The sequence below is a fragment of the Pedobacter psychrodurus genome, from assembly GCF_004331735.1.
GTDB lineage: Bacteria > Bacteroidota > Bacteroidia > Sphingobacteriales > Sphingobacteriaceae > Pedobacter > Pedobacter psychrodurus.
Genome location: NZ_SJSO01000030.1, coordinates 22419 through 40944 on the forward strand (window position 1 = coordinate 22419; position 18526 = coordinate 40944).

The window sequence follows — 18526 nt, forward strand, 5'->3', positions numbered from 1 at the left end:
ATGGGACCAAGAAAAGAACACCGCAATAAGGAAACCTGTACGGCAAGTTTAAATGCGGTAAAAGACGCACTCTATGTTTTAAATGGTAAGTGGAAGCTTCCCCTGATTATTTCCTTACAGGAAGGACCGCAGCGTTTTAATGAGATCCAAAAATCGCTTGGAGAAATTACGCCCAAAATATTATCGAAAGAGCTTAAAGACCTGGAATTAAATGAATTTGTAATCCGCAAAGTATTTTCTACCACTCCGGTTACCGTAACTTACGAACTTACCCCGTACAGCGAATCGCTTGAAAGAGTAATTGATGAATTAAGGGATTGGGGATTAAAACATCGCGAACGCTTGGTTAAAAATAGGAGAACCGAAGCGGCTGTAGCAGAAATGAGCACTTCTCTTTAGCCCACTAAATTTAATCTCATACACCATCTATTTTATGAAAAAAAGCAAAAAACTGATAATGATAAAATTCGGCTATCTTTGTACAAAATAAAATCGATGGCGGTATTACATAAAAAAGAAGAAAAAATTCAGGCAGTGCTGGGTAGGTTGCCTAAAAAATATACAGACGAACAATTTGTAGAGATGTTTATCAGACTTTACTCTAAAGATTGGGGCAAAATTAAATCAGCTTATATCAAACAATCTCAGGATAAAGAACCTGGAACCATCATCAATATGCCTAAACCAGAGGTATATTTACGACAGATCCTGGCAAACTACCTGCAACAAGATCATGCTCCGAAAGCGGTAGAGGTTAAGGAAGAACCAATTATTGAAGCTCCTGTTACTGAAGTTAAAAAAGCAAAAGCGCCAGCTAAGAAGAAAGAAGCTATAGTTGAAGAAGCTCCGGCCGAGGTAAAAAAAGCAAAAGCACCTGCTAAAAAGAAAGTTGAAGAAATTGAGGAACCTGCAGTAGAAGTTAAAAAAACAAAAGCACCTGCAAAGAAAAAAGCTGAAGCGATTGAAGAAACTCCTGCGGTTGAAAAGAAAGCAAAAGCAGCAGCAAAAAAGCCAGCAGCAAAAAAATAAAAAAATATTTTACATCAAATATAATAAATCACCTTTTTGGTTGTTTATATATATGAGAGCGTTAATTTAGATGACGGGGATAGGTCGGTATGATTTATCCCCGTTCTTTTTTAGCCGTTTTTTTCCCTTGAATAGATCTTTATCATTCTGAGCGAAGCGACGAATCTTTAGCATTAGCTGTGCACATATAACAAATCGAAATTCCCACCATATCGTCATTGCGAGGCTGATTTTTCATCGGCTGAAGCAATCTTTATTGCAAACTCTGCAAATAGGAAAGATTGCTTCGTCGTTCCTCCTCGCAATGACGACCCAACTTTGAAATCTATCGTTGATTATCACAAGGTTCGCTATAAGTATTATCGCTTTCCCCCCCCACTACAATAACCACCATTTTACATGCAATTGTAAACTTTACTCTTTTAATTGGCATATCGGGAAAAGTCGATATATTTGTGACATGGATCAAGTAGAAATATTCAAAGCACTTTCTAATAAAACTCGTTTACAGATTTTAGGTTGGCTAAAAGAACCGGCAACTAATTTTCCAGATCAGCCAAATGCCGATTTTGAAAATGTTGGCGTATGTGTGGGTCAGATTCAGCTCAAAGCAGGATTATCTCAAAGTACCATTTCCGAATACCTCTCTATTTTACAGCGTGCTGATTTAATCAGCTCCACACGCCTGGGCCAATGGACTTATTACAAACGCAATAAAGAAGGCTTAGAAAAATTAAGCGAAATTATCAATACCGAATTATAATTTAGAAACATATGAACACAGATAGTTTATTTAGGCCTTTTAGCCTTAAAACATTAAATATCAAAAACAGAATAGTAATGGCCCCAATGACGCGGTCATTTTCTCCAGGCGGAGTGCCAACAGCCGATGTTGCTAGCTATTACGCAAAGAGAGCAGCTGGTGAAGTGGGTTTAATTCTATCAGAAGGAACAGTAATTAACCGTCCATCCTCTTCTGCAGATCCTAATATTCCACATTTTTATGGCACCGAAGCTTTAGCAGGTTGGGAGAATGTCATTAAAAATGTACACCAGGCTGGCGGTCAAATGGGGCCACAGATCTGGCACCAGGGCATTATGGATAATCATGCCTCAGGTTGGTTACCAAGTACACCTTTCGAAGGCCCATCTAGCTTAAACAAACCAGGTTTCGAAAACGGAGTACCAATGACAGATGCCGCTATTGCTGATACCATTGCTGCTTTTGGCCAGGCTGCTGCAGATGCCAAAGCTTTAGGTTTTGACACTGTTGAAATACATGGCGCACACCAATACCTGATCGATCAGTTTTTTTGGGACGGTACAAATAACCGTACCGATATTTATGGCGGTAAAACCTTGGCCGAGCGTACACGTTTTGGCGTTGAAGTAATTAAAGAAGTGCGTAAAAGGGTTGGCGAAGATTTCGCACTAATTATCCGCTTATCACAATTTAAACCTGCTGCCTACGATTTTAAACTGGCTAAAAACGAGCAGGAAATGGAACAGTGGTTAACGCCATTGGCCGAAGCCGGAATTGATATTTTCCATTGTTCGCAACGCCGTTTCTGGGAACCTGAATTTGAAGGCTCTGACTTAAATTTTGCAGGTTGGGCCAAAAAAGTAACCGGAAAAGCAACCATCTCAGTGGGCTCTGTTGGTTTAGATGGCGATTTCTTTGGCGCTTTTGCAGGTCAGAGTTCTCAACCAAGTTCATTAGACGAACTGGTACGCAGAATGGATCGCGGCGATTTCGATTTAGTAGCAGTTGGCCGTCCGCTTTTAGCAGACCCGAACTGGGTAGAAAAAATTAAATATAACCGTACAGAAGAATTGAAAGGCTTTAGCAAAGAAGCCTTAATAGAATTGGTATAATAATCCTATTTTTTCTTTTTAAGTTTAGAAAAGGCATCTCGAAAGGGATGCTTTTTTGGTTTCTGGTGGTGTCAGATGTTACCATCTGACATTCGAGTTTTTTGCCGTAGAGTGGGAACGTCATCTCGACTGAAACGCAGTGAAATGGAGAGATCTATCTAGATAGATTTCTCGACTCCGTTGCACTTCGCTCGAGATGACGTGACGAATAGAATTTCAATTTAAATCCCACCCTTTTTCCTTAAATTCACGTCATCAAAAAATTGATTAGCCCATGTCGAACATTAAACTCATTATTGAAGAAAGACCAGCAAATATTGGCAATTTTATGGTTGGCAGATTATTGCCTTTCAGAGAGAAACGTATGGTTGGCCCCTTTTCTTTTATCGACCACATGGGCCCAGCCGCAATGAGCGATCATGAAAATCTCGATGTTCCACCCCATCCGCATATCGGCTTATCTACCTTAACCTTTTTGTTCGAGGGTGAGATTACACATAAGGATAGTTTGGGTTCGGATATTGTGATTAAACCCGGGCAGGTTAACTGGATGACCTCAGGCAGTGGCATTGTACATTCGGAAAGAACTCCTGAATACCTTCGCCATACCGATAAAATGCTCCATGGCTTACAGATCTGGGTAGCCTTACCTAAAGATTTAGAACAAATGGAACCTGAATTTTGCCATGTAGAAGAGGCAGACATTCCAAACTGGACGCAAGATGGCGTTAGTTTTAAATTAATCGCAGGAGAAGCTTTTGGTTATAAATCACCTGTACCTGTTTACAGCCCCCTGTATTTTTTAGAGTTAAAAAGTACTCAACGGCAAAAGGTAAGCATTGGCGATTACCTGTTCGGCGAAAGTGCACTCTATATTTTAGAAGGCGCAATTGAAAGTGATGGGAATATTTTTGAACCACGTTTAATTTTAATTGCCAACGATGCCAAACTGTGCGAATTCACCATGCACGAAGATACTACCGTTTACATTTTCGGGGGAGAGCCTTTTCCTGAAGAACGTTTTATTTACTGGAACTTTGTTGCATCAAACAAGGAATTGATTGAGAAAGCCAAAACTAAATGGCTGGAACAAAGTTTTAAACAGGTTCCTGGTGAAACAGGGTTTGTACCTTTGCCCGATCAGCATCCTCACAGCAAAAAGTAATCATTGGATTAAATAAGATTATAAAACTTAATTTCCTTTCCCGAACAAATTCATATTTACTGAAACGGCCACGCCTGTTGATGATAACTTAGCGCTTCCATAACCAATATTGGTTAATGGGACTTTCATAAAAGGTTTAGCGCTGATGCTTAAATTATTATTTATTTTGTGCTGAAACTCCACACCAACATTGGCTATACCTAAATAATGCTGATTCTGGTTTCTTACTTCGAAGCTTTGAGGACCTTGATAAGCTCCATTATAAGAATAGCTGTATTTTTCCTTCAACATTAAATAACTGGATAAACCAGTACTTACCGAAATCGAATTTCTACGGCCATTAAAAACCTTATAGTTCACATTGATTGGAATGTCAATTACATCACAATTGGCGTGAATATTTGCCGGACTCACCTTAAAAACATAATTGGTGTTAGGATTGTATTGGCTAAAATCTGAATCGTAGATTTTCTTAGCATAAGCTGCCCCGGTAGTAACACTCAATTTTTTTGTTAAGAAAAGCGTAGCCTCTACCCCAAAACCACCACTTAAACTACTTTTGCCTGATTTCTGCACACTGGTTAAATCGGGTGCAGCCAGAATACTCAACACAAATCTTGGTTTTTTCTTAAAAATTGGGTCTTTAATTCTTGGCATTTTGCCTCGAACAGGATCAGCTACAAGATTCTGTTTTTCAAATTCTACAAGCTTGGTTTCGGCTTTTATTTCTGGATTATAAATCACATCCGCTAAAAGATTATTATTAATACGATTACCTGTCTCAATAACTTTTGGAAAAATTTCGTGGACGAATCCCGTTTTAGCTATTTTCTGATCTTTGCTATTTTCGTCTCCTTTATTATTACCTGTCAATAAACTGCCTCCCCTATCGTTCGCTGACGAATCATTGTTAGTTGGCTTTTCAATTAAAACACCTTCATTATTTAAAGGCTTGTTATTCTCATTTGTTTTTGTTTTCACCAGTGGATTGTTTTTAGGTGGATTGCCATTCGGCTTAACCAATAAAAACACAACCAGTAACATTGCGGCTATCCCAGCCACGGCAGTTAACCAAGTTAGCGGCACTATCCTCCTTTTTGGTGTTGGATGCAATCTCTCTTCCAGATTATCCCAATCTAAATCATTAAAAGGAAGATCTGGATTTTCCAATCCATCCTTAAATAATTTATCTATATCCTTTCCCTCTTTCATTGCATATTTGTGTTTAACCTTACCTGTAAAAGGTTTCTGTCTACTTCCGAATTCCTTACCTGGTAAGTTTTCGCATCTGTAGCTCTTAGCATTTCCTGTAATTTTTGCCTTGCCTTAAACAGGTTCGACTTTGATGTACCTACTGATACCCCCAGCATTTCGGCAATTTCCTCATGGCTATAGCCATCTATAGCAAAAAGGTTAAAAACCGTTCGGTAGGCAGGGCTTAGCTTTTGAACCAATGCTAACAAATCGTGGTAGGCCAATTTATCGTACACAGAATTTGTATGGGCAATATTTTCATGATCCAGAATATCCACATGGTCGGCAAATTTTAAATTGGCACGATAATAATCAATAGCAGTATTGGTTATGATCCGGCCAAGCCAAGGCAAAAAAGCCTTAGAAGTTTCATATTTAGTTATATTTTTAAAAGCTTTAAAAAAGCCGTCGTTCAGTATTCCCTCAGCATCTAACCGATCGTTTGCATAACGCAAACAAATACCCATAGCAAAGCTATAGAAATGTTTGTATAGTGCTTTTTGACTATCCCTTTCATTTCTAATGCAGCCCTGAATATACTTTTGTATTACATCTTCACTATCGCGGTTAGCGGTCACAAGTTCTCCTTTCAAAACACATTACGGTAAGAAATTACAAAAGGTTGCCTCAAAAAAATATTTCTTTAAAATAATTATTATTCGTTCAGTTTGGCTAAGAATCTTGTTTCTACAAGCAACCATTTACAACCTGATGGCGTAATAGCGGCATATCATTTTATTAAAGTTAAAACTAAAAACAAAAATCTTATGCTAATCTACTTAAAAAAGAATCTATTGGCTATCGTTTGTATAGCCATGGTATTTACAGCCTGCAAGAAAAACAGTTCAGACGAACCTACAACTCCACCCGTTACCAATAACAATAAGGGAATTCAGTTAGCAACTGATGCAAAATTTGGATCGGTACTAACGGACAAAGATGGCAAAACCCTATACTTTTTTTCATCGGATGCAGCGGGTACGCCAACCTGTACAGGTGGCTGCGAAACCCTTTGGCCATTTTATTATTCAGCCGATGCCAGCACAGATCTTAAATTAAACAAAGCAGAAGTTGGGGAGGTTACCCGTGCTGATGGCCGTAAACAAAGCACTTACCGTGGTTATCCACTATACTATTTTGCAAGTGATGCTGCCGCAGGTGAAATTAAGGGCGATGGTGTTGGTGGAATATGGTTTGTGGCCAAGCCCGATTATTCTTTGATGCTGGCCAATGCACAATTGATAGGTGCAAATGGCAAAAGTTACACCAGTGCCTATATTGAAGGAACAGGAAATACCAAATATTTTACTGATGCGTTTGGTAGAACCTTATATGCTTTTGGCCCGGATAAAAACGGCATAAATACCTATACAAAAGGTACTACACAAGAAGGGATTTGGCCAGTTTACCAATCTGAAGTGCTTAATTTGCCTTCGGTTATAACAAAAGCCGATGTCGGTGTAATTACTGTAGCCACAATTGGCAAAAAACAGCTGACTTATAAAGGATGGCCGTTATACTATTTTGCATCTGATACAAAAAGAGGGGATAATAAAGGTATTACAGTTGGAGGTATAGGCACAGTTTGGCCATATGTCTCTACTACAACTACAGTTGCTCCAGCGCCATAACGATATTTGGGTTAGGCGGGTTAGAATGGTCGGCTGATGGTTTTCACAGCCGGCCTTTTTTATACCTCTAGTAAGGCTTGTTTAATTTTTTCAGCAGCCTCTGCTAATTCCTCGTTCGTTGGCTTCAATTTTTCTTTACTGAAATTCATATCGCTTACATTATTCATTGGAATTAAATGAATATGTGCATGCGGAACTTCCAGTCCAATTACCGAAACACCCACTTTTTTGCAAGGGAAAGCAATTTTTACACCTTTCGATACAATTTTGGCAAACATCCACAAACCAACATACAGATCTTCGTCCATATCGAAAATGTAATCGGTCTCAATTTTCGGAATAACCAAAACATGTCCTGCCGTTAATGGCTGAACATCTAAAAACGCTAAATATTCTACAGTTTCGGCAACAACATGTGCGCTGATTTCGCCTGCAACGATTTTTGAAAAAATAGTCATTAAGGTGTAGGGTTAAAGGTGTAAGGGCTGGGCGGTTAGCGTTAAGTGTTTAGCGGCAAGCGATTAATAAAACGCTCATCGCCAAACGCTATCCGCTTATCTCGATATCTCTAAAACTTCGAACTGCATTTTACCTGCCGGCACTTCGATTTCGGCAAATTCGCCAACCGATTTACCTAACAACCCTTGTGCAATTGGCGATTTAACAGAAATTTTTCCCGTTTTTAAATCAGCTTCTGTTTCAGCTACCAATTGATAGGTCATGGTAGCACCGTTTTTAACATTTTTTATTTTAACGATAGATAATGCAAGCACCTTTGATAAGTCCATTTTAGATTCATCAATTAAACGTGCATTCGCTAATGTATTCTTTAATTTTGAAATTTTTGCTTCGTGCAAACCCTGTGCCTCTTTAGCAGCATCATATTCTGCATTCTCCGATAAATCACCTTTATCCCTTGCTTCTGCAATTGCTTTAGATATTAGCTGACGACCGGTGGTAGTTAAATAATGAACTTCCTCTTTTAATTTATCTAAGCCCTCTTGGGTGTAGTATGTTACCTCTGTCATTGCTCTATTAATTTTATTCAAACGCTATAAAAAACAAACAAGACTATATAGTTGGTTTGCTACATAGTCTTGCTTCAATTATAACGAAGATAAAATGTGAAAATTACAAAAGCAAATAAAAGATTAAGATTTAAAGGATTTTTAGATTTTAGAATCTTTTTACATCAATATTTTTGTTTTATATGCGAAGCTCACCAGAAACGTAACATTCCATCATACACACATTCGGAATTCAATCATTAATTATAATTTAGCTAAAATTATTCTTAAAAAATGAAAAAGTTATTCTCTATTGCCATACTTGTATGTTTGGGCGGGCATTTGGCATCTGCCCAAGAGCTTTATATGCCCCGAAATATTAAAGCGGCATACGCTAAGGGTACACGTTCAATGAGTGGAAAACCCGGAGCTAATTATTGGCAAAACCATGGCAAGTACAACATGGATATTAAGGTTGATGCCGAAACCAAAGTAGTGAGCGGTAAAGAAGAAATTTTGTACAGTAACAATAGCTCTGATACTTTAAAAACTTTGGCGATCCGTTTTGTAAACAACCTGCACAAGCCAACCTCACCAAGAGGCGGTGCGGTAAGCGAAGATTTTTTGAGTACAGGCTTAAATATCATTTCTTTCTCTGTTGATGGTGAAACGTACAAGATAGATAGTAAAAACTGGGGAACAGTTGGCAATGTAAAGCTGAACAAGCCATTATTACCAAAATCGAAAATTACGGTTAAAATAGAGTGGGATTACCCGTTATCAAAAGAAAGCGGTCGCGAGGGGCAAATTGATCCAAACTCATTTTTTGTAGCTTATAGCTACCCACGCATTTCTGTATTTGATGATTATAACGGTTGGGACCGCATCCCACACACCGATAGAGCCGAGTTTTACAACGACTTTAATGATTACGAATTCTCGATCAAAGCGCCTAAAAATTATGTGGTTTATGCAACCGGCGATTTCCTGAACCCTGATGAAGTATTACAGCCTGAAATTTCTGCCCGTTTAAAGAAATCATATAATGGTGATGAAATAATCCACATTGCTACCGAGCAGGAAATGAAAGATGGCAAAGTAACCCTGCAAAAAGACTGGAACACCTGGAAATTTGCGGTAAAGCACATTACCGATGTTACTTTTGCCCTGAGTAACCACTACGTTTGGGATGGTGCAAGTGTAATTGTAGATAAAAAGATCAACCGTAGGGCAAGTGCACAGGCTGCTTACAATCCAACTACCGGAAAAGATTTTATAAACTCGGTTAAATACAACCTTAATGCTTTAGATTGGTTCTCGAACAATTGGCCGGGCATTCCTTATCCTTATGTAAAAACTATTGCTTTTCAAGGTTTTGCTGATATGGAATATCCAATGATGGTTAATGATTCTCAATTTGGCGATCCTGTTTTTGCACAACTGGTCCAGGACCATGAAGTAGCACATACTTATTTCCCATTTTATATGGGCATTAACGAAACCCGTTACGCGTATATGGATGAAGGTTGGGCCACAACGTTCGAATATTTAATCGGCATTGCAGAACATGGTAAAGAAGCTGCAGATAAGTTTTACAAAACCTTCAGGGTAAATAAATACATTAACGATAAATCTACAGAAGAAGATCAACCTGTAATTTCGATGTCTGACCAGGTTTCGGGTTCGGGATATGGTAATAACTCTTACGGGAAAGCTTCATTATCATATCTGGCCTTGAAAGATATGTTAGGAGATGACCTGTTCAAAAAGGCACTTCATACCTACATGAGCAACTGGAATGGCAAACACCCTATTCCATGGGATTATTTTAATTCGATGAATGCAGGTTCTGGCCAAAATTTAAACTGGTTTTTCCAAAATTGGTTTTTCACCAACAACTATCTTGATTTAGCCATTACCAAAGTTACACCAGCAAAAGGAAAATCGACTGTAACGGTTAAAAATGTTGGTGGCTTTGCCATTCCTTTTGATGTTGTGGTTACTTACACCGATGGAAAAACTGAAACGATTCATAAAACGCCAGCGGTTTGGAAAGCAAACCAAAAAGAGGTGAATGTAACAATTAATACAGCTAAAAAAGTAAATTCGATAAGTCTGGATAACGGTATTTATGTGGATGCTACTCCAGCGGATAACATTTACAAGGTAAAATAATTATTTCAGTTGGTAATTTTCAGTTGGCGGTTCGATATAACTGCCAACTGAAAATTGTGAACTGTTAACCGTTCTCCGCCTTACAAACAGGCTCATGTTTTACCGGAAAATTTAATGAATTAGCTATAAAACACATTTTATTGGCTTCATGATGTAGCGATGCTGCCAGTTCGTAATGTGCTTTATCTGCGATTAAAACCTGCGGGTGCAGCGTAACTTCTTTAAACCTACCACTACCATCGGCCGATTCTTCCATGGTACCCACGGCCTCATCTTTATAATCGATTACTACAATTTCATTTTTAGAGCATAAGTGTAAATACCAGAGCATATGGCAGCTTGATATAGATGCCAATAACAAATCTTCAGGGTTATATTTAGATTTATCGCCTAAAAAAGCAGAATCAGACGATCCTGAAATATCGGCTTTGCCTTTTATCGAAATTACATAATCGCGATCGTACGAACGGTAATCCATTGTACCCGAGCCTTTATTGCCCGTCCAAGTAACTGTAGTTGAATATAAGTGATCTTTCGGCATGATAAAATTGGTTAGATTATATAGCCAATTTAAGAAAATAAAATTGAGATTATAGGTAATTTTAGACTTATCGAGTCTAAAGATTCCTAGTTTCATAACCTTTCAACAACAAACCTAATAAAGTATTTAGTTAATATATCTTTTAACTTTTATTTTTGAAGCGCATTGCCTGTGCAAGAAAACAACTTGGCTCCCGTGTTCCGCTTATACACTTCTCCCGAAAAATCCTACCGTGTGGACACAAATATTTAATTATTTTTTCTGCTCCTATGCCGCAGGGCATCAAACTTTTGAGGCATCAAAAGTATGCAAAAATGCTTTGTCAATCCAACAAGGGGCCTTTTCACAACCTCGTGCACATCAAAAAAACAACGGCACTTTGTTTTGTGCAGCAAGTGCTTAGTAAAAGGTTTTGCAAAACGTGCACAAAACCACTGCGTTTTAGGTTTGGATTGGGGTAAAGGGGCTGTGTTGCATCTGTTTTTTTGATTTCCTGGCCCTTGGGATTGGCGGCGCTCTTCGGTAAAACCTGTGTATTATTAAAGTTGGTTAGCAAAATGCCTAAAAACCAATAGTATAAAGGTGTGTCCACACGATAGGAGAAATCGGGATGCAGGGTAATGCTCAATGTCATTAAGTTAAGCACCACGTCGTCAGTCTGAGCGTAGTAGAAGACTTCTTGAGATTGATAAGTCGTAAATAAATGCCCTTCGACTACGCTCAGGGTGACATCTTTTTGCTATTTACCCCCTTAACTTAATGACATTGGGGTAATGCTTCACCCGGGGCTAAATGGCAGAAACAGTAGTTTATTTTAGGGTTTGCAGGGTGCAGCCATACTGTATATAAACCTGATTGTAATGATTCCGATTTAAGCACTATTCTTTTGTTTTTTTATTGTGTGCTTGCATGTTTCACAGGTTTCATCGGAAGTAATGGAAAGCAGGACAGAACCTCAACTATTAGCAGTGCCCTTGCTTTCCAAAACCAAAATAAGTCAGCATTATGCTCACTAGAAATTAAGCCCGCTTAACTTCTCGGCCAAAACCTCAGAAATTTTACGGTACGAATCGAAGGTCCACCCCCCCACATGTGGAGTTAAAATCACTTTGTCGTTATTTTTAAGTTCATCGTACCAATTCTGCTCACCCAAAGCCGGAAATTTTTCTGTTTGCAGTACATCTAGCCCGGCACCTAAAATTTTTCCACTTTTAATCGCATTAAGCACTGCCTGTGTGTTAACAATTTCGCCCCTTGCTGTATTGATAAAGAAAATCGGCTTTTTAAAATGGAAGAAATATTCGTCATCAACCATTTGTTTGGTTTCGGCAGTTAAGGGAATATGCAAACTTAGCACATCACAGTGTTTTACAATTTCTTCCATGCTTACCTCACGGGCAAAAGCATCAGAAAACCCGGTTTTGTATTTATCGTAAGCCATTACATCAACCTCGAAACCCGCCAGTTTCTTAGCAAAGCCCTGCCCCATAAAGCCATAACCAACAATCCCCACCTTTTTGCCTTTCAATTCGTAACCACGGTTACCTTCCCTATCCCACACGCCATTTCTGATTTCGATATCGGCCCTGCGGAAGTTGTTCATCAATGATAACAGCAAACCTGTGGCATGTTCGCCAACAGCATCACAATTGCCTTCAGGTGCATTAATCAGTTCGATATTTCTTTCAAAGGCGATTTTATCATCGATATTATCCAGGCCTGCTCCTGCCCTGGCCACAAACTTTAAATTTGGAGCCGCGGCAAAGAGCTCAGCATCGATCCTAAATTTTGTTCTAACAGCAATGCCTGTATAATCTTTTATCTTATCTAATGTTTGTTGACGGGTAATCTGTGGTTCATCATCAACCTCATAGCCCATAGCAATAGCCTGCTCTTTAAATGCAGGGTGTAAATCATCAACAATTAATATCTTATTCATAATAAGCAAAAGTAACATTTTGCAGATTGTTCAATTGTAATATTCTTTTATTGTTTCTGTAAAACTAAAAGTCACCAATTTCAAAAGCCAACTGCAGAATACCCCACAAAAATATTACTATAAAATGGCTGTAATAAAATAGTTACGGCTCCTTAATTAAACTAAGTTGCCGTTACTTTGTCTCCCTTTATAAAAACACACGAAATTTTATTTTTTAATGAGACTTATACAATCGAGAACAATACAGATTATCCTTTTACTTTTAAGCTTATCATTTAGTCTTTTTGCACAAACAAGCGGAAAAGCAAAAATTACCGGCGTACTTAAAGATGCCAAAACACAAGAAACTATTCCATTTGCTACAGCAATTTTAATCGACAAAGCTACGGCCAAAAACGCAAAAATTGTTCAAACCGATGTAAGCGGTGCTTTTGTAATGGCCGATATCCCTACAGGAACCTTTACCTTCAAAATAAGTTTTGTGGGTTACCAAACCATGGTTAGGGATAATGTGGCCATTACGGCTGCCACTGGCACGTTAAACTTTGGCGAGATTAAAATGAATCCTGCAAAAGGAAATGTGCTAAGCGAAATTACCGTAACGGGCCAAAAACAAGCTATGCAAATGGGTATAGACAAAAAGATCTTCGCGGTAGATCAGAGCGTAATCAGCGAAGGTGGCTCAGCCAGCGATTTATTGCAGAATGTTCCCTCTGTTTCTACCGATATGGATGGCAATGTGAGTTTACGTGGCTCTACAGGCGTTAAAGTATTAATTGATGGAAAACCATCTTTAATTGCTGGCGGTAATGTGGCGCAGATTCTCCAGTCAATCCCAGCCAGTTCTATCGAAAGTGTTGAGGTAATCACCAACCCATCAGCCAAATACGATGCTGAAGGTCAATCAGGGATCATCAACATTGTACTTAAGAAAAACACTAAACTTGGGTTTAATGGTTCAGCTGCACTAACTGCAGGTAACCGCGATAACTATAATGCCAACACCAACTTAAGCTTCCAGAACAGTAAAGTAAATATTTATGGCAACTATGGCTATCGCTATGGCAACCGTGTGGGTGGTGGTTTTCAGGATATTACCTACAAAACGCCAACCAGCTCAACAGCTTTCGCAAATCAGAATACGGTTTCTACCTCTACTGATAAGGGGCACAATGCTAAAGCTGGGTTAGATTATTATCTGGCACCTAAAAGCGTAATCAGCTTGTCGGGCGGTTTTAACTCGAGAGAAAATGAGCGAAACGAGTTGCTTGATATCAGACAATTGAGTTCAAATCAGTCCCCAGTTTTATTAAGCAACAGAACTAATAATAATGATGGTTACGGAAAAAGTTATGACCTGAATTTAGATTACGTGCAGAAGTTTAAAAAACCTAAAGAAGAGTTATCTTTCAACTTTGGCTATTCGCACGGAACAAATAACAACGACCAGACATATAACACCAATACCACTAACAGAAATGGTGTGCCGATTGATGAAACCTTAAGTTTGCAACGTGTTTTTAATACTGGCAATAATACCAATTACAACATCCAGACTGATTATGCACTACCTGTTGGTAAAACGGGTAAAATTGAAGTTGGATACCGCAGCCAGATCCGCTTAGGAAATAACGATCAATACGCAGATTCGATCCCAACAAATACGGAGATTTATGTGCGTAACAACAAGTTAATTAATGGTTTCGACAGCAAAGATCAGGTTCATGCACTTTATTTCAACTACCAAAACCAGATTAAAGATTTTGGTTACCAATTGGGTTTAAGGGCTGAAGACGCACGTTTAGACACCCATTTAGAAGGTTATACAAATAATGTGTTAACTACTGCCGAAGGAAATATCCACTACAAAAGATTATACCCAAGTGTTTTCTTAACACAAAAACTAAAAGGTGATAATCAGCTTCAATTGAGTTATACCCGTCGTGTGAATCGCCCTCGTCCTTGGGATACTAACCCATTTTTGGATGTTTCCGATCCTTTAAACTATAGAGGTGGTAACCCGAATTTATTACCTGAGGATGTACACGCTTTCGAATTGGGATACAGTAAATACTGGAAAAAAATAACCTTAACATCGAGTTTGTATTTCCGCCAAACCAATGATGTAATTCAAAGGGTAAGAAGTACCCCTGTTAATGGGATTATTACTTCAACCCCTCAAAACTTATCGAACCAGATTAACAGTGGGGTAGAATTAATTGGTCGCTTCGATCTGATTAAAGCTTTAAATTTCACCACCAATGTAAACTTATATCAAGCCAAATTTGCCGGAGATGCGAGATTTGATATTGCATCGAGCAGTGGATTTAGCTGGAATGCCAATATAACGGCTAATTTAACTGTTGTTAAAGATGTTTCACTACAATTACGCGGCGATTACCGTGCACCAGAGGTAATGGCACAGGGAAAACGTAATGCCATGTATGGAATTGATGGTGGAGCCAAATACGATTTCCCGAACAAAAAAGCATCTTTAAGTTTCAATGTTAGAGATGTATTTAACACCAGAAGGTGGAGCATGACAACCGAAGATAAAGCGACTATTGTTGATTTTGAGCGACAGATGCAGGGAACAATGGGTAACCTAACGTTCTCGTACCGATTTGGAAAAACAACATTTACGGGCGCCAAAAAGAAGAAAGACGATCAGCAGGATAACCGTCCTGATGAGGGATCATTTTAATAACCAAGGTGCTTAGAAAAATATTTCTAAGCACCTTTTTTTTAACTAATCAGATAATTGGAAAAACTTTTACCTAAGCTTTGCTTTACGTTATTGATTTTACTCAACGCTATTGTTGCACTTGCAGTAGAAAAAGGTGTAATCAGTGGAAAAGTGGTGGAAGAAGTTGGTGGATTATCTATTCCATCGGCCGTAATATCTGTTTATTTTGATGGATCTGAACAGCCTATAGTTACATCAGCTACTGATGAGGATGGCCATTTTAGCATTAAAAATCTAAAAACAGGAAATTATAGTATTAGGGTAAGTTTTGTTGGTTATGCCCCATTAAAAGTAAATGGAATAGCCATTACAGAAAAAGATTTCGATAAAAACCTTGGCGCATTAAAGCTAACTTCTGATCAAAATTCTTTGCAGGAAGTAACCATTACTGTCCAAAAACCACCTATCGAATTTGGAGCCGACGGTGTGACTTACAATGTTGGTTCAACACTATTAGCCGAAGGCAGTACCGCAACAGATGTGTTAAAAAACGTGCCCATGGTGCAGGTAGATATTGATGGCAATGCAACCATTGCCGGAAAAAGAAATACCAGGATTTTTATTGATGGTAAACCTTCTGACTACATGACCTCGAACATCGCTGATCTGCTAAACGTGCTTCCTTCTGATGCCATTGATAAGATAGAAGTGCTGACCAATCCGCCATCTAAGTATAGTGGAGATGGCGAAGGCATTATCAACATTGTGATGAAAAAAGGCTTCAAGGTTGGGTTTAATGGTAATGTAGGCATTTCGAGCGGCTTGCAAGGCAACGGCAATACCAACGCCAATGCATCTTACCGGGGAAAATCTTATGCAATAAATGGAAGCGCAGCCTATAGATACAATGTTGGAAAAGGTGATAGCCACAATTTCCGCGAAAACTTTTTCCCCGACACAACCTTCTATTATGACCAATATGGGGCTTATCGCAACCATAACAACGGCGGAAATTTTAGAATGGGCTTAGATTGGACCATTAGTCCAAAGCAAAATTTACGGTTATCAACCAATTACAACCTCAATAATTCGAATTCAAATTCTACGACCGATCTTCATTATTTAAGCGAAGAACGGTTAGAAAACCGTTTGCGCAACCAACATAATACGGGCAAAGGCAATAGCAATAATTTTGTTTTTAATGCTGATTACGATCTTCAGATCGATACGAGTGGAGGTAAAATATCTTTAGGCTTAAATTTCAATACCAATAAGAGCATCGATTTTAGAGATTATAGCACTACTTATGCCCAACCCAACACATCGGCCCCAACTTTACAGCAAAACAATAACAATACCGGAAACAGGGGATTAAACGTAACCTTAGATTACGAAAAACCAATATTCAACAAACGCGATCGCATTGAAGCAGGACTGGCTTTTAACTATAGGAAGAATGATAATGATCTGCTAATCGAGAATTTCAATTTTGCAACACAACAGTTTGTGCGTAATAACAAATTATCAAACCAGTTTTTATACAATGAAAATATTGGTGCTGCTTATGCCTCTTATAACTACCGTAAGGTAGGTTGGGGCGTTAAAACAGGAGTTAGGGCCGAGCTTACCGATGTAGCTTTCGATTTATCAACTGGTCAGAATTACAATGTAAAACCTTATTTGAGCGTTTTCCCTAATCTATCTTTAAATCGGTTTTACCGCAAACGATATAATATTGGCGCCACCTATAGCATCCGCATAAACCGACCAAGAGAAAATACCTTGAACCCACAGGTAAATAATGTCGATACCCTTAATATCTCCTATGGGAATACTAATCTATCGCCAGCCTACACACACCAGTTTGATCTTAATTTTGGGGCTTTTGGCCAGAAATGGTCATTTAACCCACGGCTTTCTTATTCAACCAGTCAAGGCGTTATAGAGCGGTACCGTACAGTTACCTTAATTCCGGGCTCCAATTCAGCTAGATCTGAAAGCACTTATGATAATGTGGGCACCAATAATTCGCTGTCACTTATCTTAATTGGAAACTATCGCCCTACCAATAAGATATCTGCCAATGGAAATTTTAGCGCGATCCAAAGCAATTATAAATCGCAGTTAAATAGTTCGCTAAATCGGGATGGCTTGAGTTTTAGAGGAGCAATAGGTTTATCGATGCAGTTACCACTTAAAACAGCCTTCGAATCGAATTTAAACTACGCCAATAATACCAATGCACAAGGCCGGAACAAAGGTTCTATGACTTCTAATTTCTCGGCCCGGAAAGTCTTTTTTGGTAATCGGCTAAATCTCCGTGTAACGATAAATGATATTTTAGGAAACAGAACCAATACTTTTTACAATGAAGGTCAGAATTTTAGACTGGAGAATTATTCGACCAATAACACCCAAAACTTCACCTTTAGCTTGAATTATAGGTTTACCAAAATTACTGTAAATAAAATCCCTCCGCCACCTCCACCAATAAAACCCCAGTAAGATAAATCATATTGCTATCTTGCAGCATGGAAGAGATCAACCCTTGGAAAACGCTAGAGAGTGAGGTAAAATACGACAATAACTGGATTCGTTTAACCGAACATCAGGTAATTAATCCGTCTGGCGGACAAGGGATTTATGGCACCGTTCACTTTAAAAATCTCGCTATCGGAATCCTTCCCTTAGATGAAAATTACAATACCTGGTTGGTTGGTCAATACCGATATCCAATTAACACTTACAGTTGGGAAATTCCTGAAGGTGGTGGGCCATTTCATGATGCGCCACTAGAAAGTGCCCGACGTGAATTGTTAGAAGAAACAGGCATGAGTGCCCGAAATTGGAAAGAGATCCAAAGAATGTATCTTTCTAATTCTGTAAGCGACGAATTAAGTATTATCTACATCGCTACCGATCTCATTCAAGGCATCTCCATGCCTGAAGAAACAGAGGAACTTGTGGTTAAAAAATTGCCTTTCGATGAAGCCTATCAAATGGTTCTAAATGGGGAGATTACTGATTCGATGAGTGTTGCTGCAATCTTAAAAGCAAAACTGATGATGATGAATGGTGAATTGTAAAATCATCTTTAAAGATTCCGTCATTTCGAGCGGAGTGCAGCGTAGTCGAGAAATCTTTCATTTTATATGAATTAAATCATATTTAAGATTCCTCCGCTACGGTCGGAATGACGATCAAGCAATACATTAAGCTTTAAA

At 38.7% G+C, this 18526-nt stretch carries 16 protein-coding genes; 10 read left to right on the forward strand and 6 right to left on the reverse strand.

The features are described 5' to 3' along the window. The 5 genes from EZ456_RS22985 to EZ456_RS23005 all read left to right on the forward strand — a co-directional run bounded on the left by EZ456_RS22985 (nucleotide 1) and on the right by EZ456_RS23005 (nucleotide 4069). On the forward strand, nucleotides 1-399 hold the full coding sequence (locus EZ456_RS22985) for a winged helix-turn-helix transcriptional regulator (protein ID WP_131534230.1): 399 nt from the start codon (nucleotides 1-3) through the stop codon (nucleotides 397-399). A 96-nt stretch (nucleotides 400-495) separates the two neighbouring features. Next, nucleotides 496-1029 carry a hypothetical protein gene (locus EZ456_RS25460; RefSeq protein ID WP_205945158.1) on the forward strand — a complete coding sequence of 178 codons (534 nt, stop codon included), beginning with the start codon at nucleotides 496-498 and terminating at the stop codon, nucleotides 1027-1029. A gap of 460 nt (nucleotides 1030-1489) precedes the next feature. Beyond that, nucleotides 1490-1792 carry an ArsR/SmtB family transcription factor gene (locus tag EZ456_RS22995; protein ID WP_131534232.1) on the forward strand — a complete coding sequence of 101 codons (303 nt, stop codon included), beginning with the start codon at nucleotides 1490-1492 and terminating at the stop codon, nucleotides 1790-1792. A gap of 11 nt (nucleotides 1793-1803) precedes the next feature. Continuing rightward, nucleotides 1804-2904, forward strand: a complete 1101-nt coding sequence (locus EZ456_RS23000) for an NADH:flavin oxidoreductase (protein WP_131534234.1) — start codon at nucleotides 1804-1806, stop codon at nucleotides 2902-2904. A 274-nt stretch (nucleotides 2905-3178) separates the two neighbouring features. Further along, nucleotides 3179-4069 carry a pirin family protein gene (locus EZ456_RS23005; protein ID WP_131534236.1) on the forward strand — a complete coding sequence of 297 codons (891 nt, stop codon included), beginning with the start codon at nucleotides 3179-3181 and terminating at the stop codon, nucleotides 4067-4069. 27 nt (nucleotides 4070-4096) lie between these two features. Here the strand turns inward: EZ456_RS23005 and EZ456_RS23010 are convergent, their stop codons facing one another. Then, nucleotides 4097-5281 carry a hypothetical protein gene (locus EZ456_RS23010; RefSeq protein WP_131534238.1) on the reverse strand — a complete coding sequence of 395 codons (1185 nt, stop codon included), beginning with the start codon at nucleotides 5279-5281 and terminating at the stop codon, nucleotides 4097-4099. Beyond that, a complete protein-coding gene (locus EZ456_RS23015) occupies nucleotides 5278-5916 on the reverse strand; it encodes an RNA polymerase sigma factor (RefSeq protein WP_225876604.1) in 639 nt (212 codons plus the stop codon). The genes EZ456_RS23010 and EZ456_RS23015 overlap by 4 nt, the downstream gene beginning before the upstream one ends. Nucleotides 5917-6090: 174 nt before the next feature. Here EZ456_RS23015 and EZ456_RS23020 point away from each other — a divergent pair, with 174 nt between their 5' ends. After that, nucleotides 6091-6954 (forward strand): hypothetical protein, encoded by an 864-nt coding sequence (locus tag EZ456_RS23020; protein WP_131534240.1) that lies wholly within the window; start codon nucleotides 6091-6093, stop codon nucleotides 6952-6954. 59 nt (nucleotides 6955-7013) lie between these two features. Here the strand turns inward: EZ456_RS23020 and EZ456_RS23025 are convergent, their stop codons facing one another. Together EZ456_RS23025 and greA are read right to left on the reverse strand one after the other, a co-directional pair. After that, nucleotides 7014-7412 (reverse strand): HIT family protein, encoded by a 399-nt coding sequence (locus EZ456_RS23025; protein WP_131534242.1) that lies wholly within the window; start codon nucleotides 7410-7412, stop codon nucleotides 7014-7016. 96 nt (nucleotides 7413-7508) lie between these two features. Next, nucleotides 7509-7982 (reverse strand): transcription elongation factor GreA, encoded by a 474-nt coding sequence (greA, locus tag EZ456_RS23030; RefSeq protein ID WP_025146397.1) that lies wholly within the window; start codon nucleotides 7980-7982, stop codon nucleotides 7509-7511. A gap of 273 nt (nucleotides 7983-8255) precedes the next feature. Between greA and EZ456_RS23035 the strand changes: the two genes are divergently transcribed. After that, entirely contained in the window at nucleotides 8256-10136 is a 1881-nt protein-coding gene (locus tag EZ456_RS23035; protein ID WP_131534244.1) for a M1 family metallopeptidase, read from the forward strand. 64 nt (nucleotides 10137-10200) lie between these two features. Here the strand turns inward: EZ456_RS23035 and EZ456_RS23040 are convergent, their stop codons facing one another. Next, complete coding sequence (locus EZ456_RS23040; protein WP_317130015.1) at nucleotides 10201-10773, reverse strand: OsmC family protein; 573 nt, start codon at nucleotides 10771-10773, stop codon at nucleotides 10201-10203. 916 nt (nucleotides 10774-11689) lie between these two features. After that, nucleotides 11690-12616, reverse strand: a complete 927-nt coding sequence (locus EZ456_RS23045; protein WP_131534248.1) for an NAD(P)-dependent oxidoreductase — start codon at nucleotides 12614-12616, stop codon at nucleotides 11690-11692. A 217-nt stretch (nucleotides 12617-12833) separates the two neighbouring features. Between EZ456_RS23045 and EZ456_RS23050 the strand changes: the two genes are divergently transcribed. The 3 genes from EZ456_RS23050 to EZ456_RS23060 are packed head-to-tail and all read left to right on the forward strand — an operon-like array spanning nucleotide 12834 to nucleotide 18388. After that, nucleotides 12834-15320 (forward strand): outer membrane beta-barrel family protein, encoded by a 2487-nt coding sequence (locus EZ456_RS23050; RefSeq protein WP_131534250.1) that lies wholly within the window; start codon nucleotides 12834-12836, stop codon nucleotides 15318-15320. A 57-nt stretch (nucleotides 15321-15377) separates the two neighbouring features. Continuing rightward, entirely contained in the window at nucleotides 15378-17807 is a 2430-nt protein-coding gene (locus tag EZ456_RS23055) for an outer membrane beta-barrel protein (RefSeq protein ID WP_131534252.1), read from the forward strand. Nucleotides 17808-17833: 26 nt separating this feature from the next. After that, nucleotides 17834-18388, forward strand: coding sequence for an NUDIX domain-containing protein (locus EZ456_RS23060; RefSeq protein ID WP_131534254.1), 555 nt, complete (start codon nucleotides 17834-17836; stop codon nucleotides 18386-18388). Nucleotides 18389-18526 lie beyond the last annotated feature (138 nt).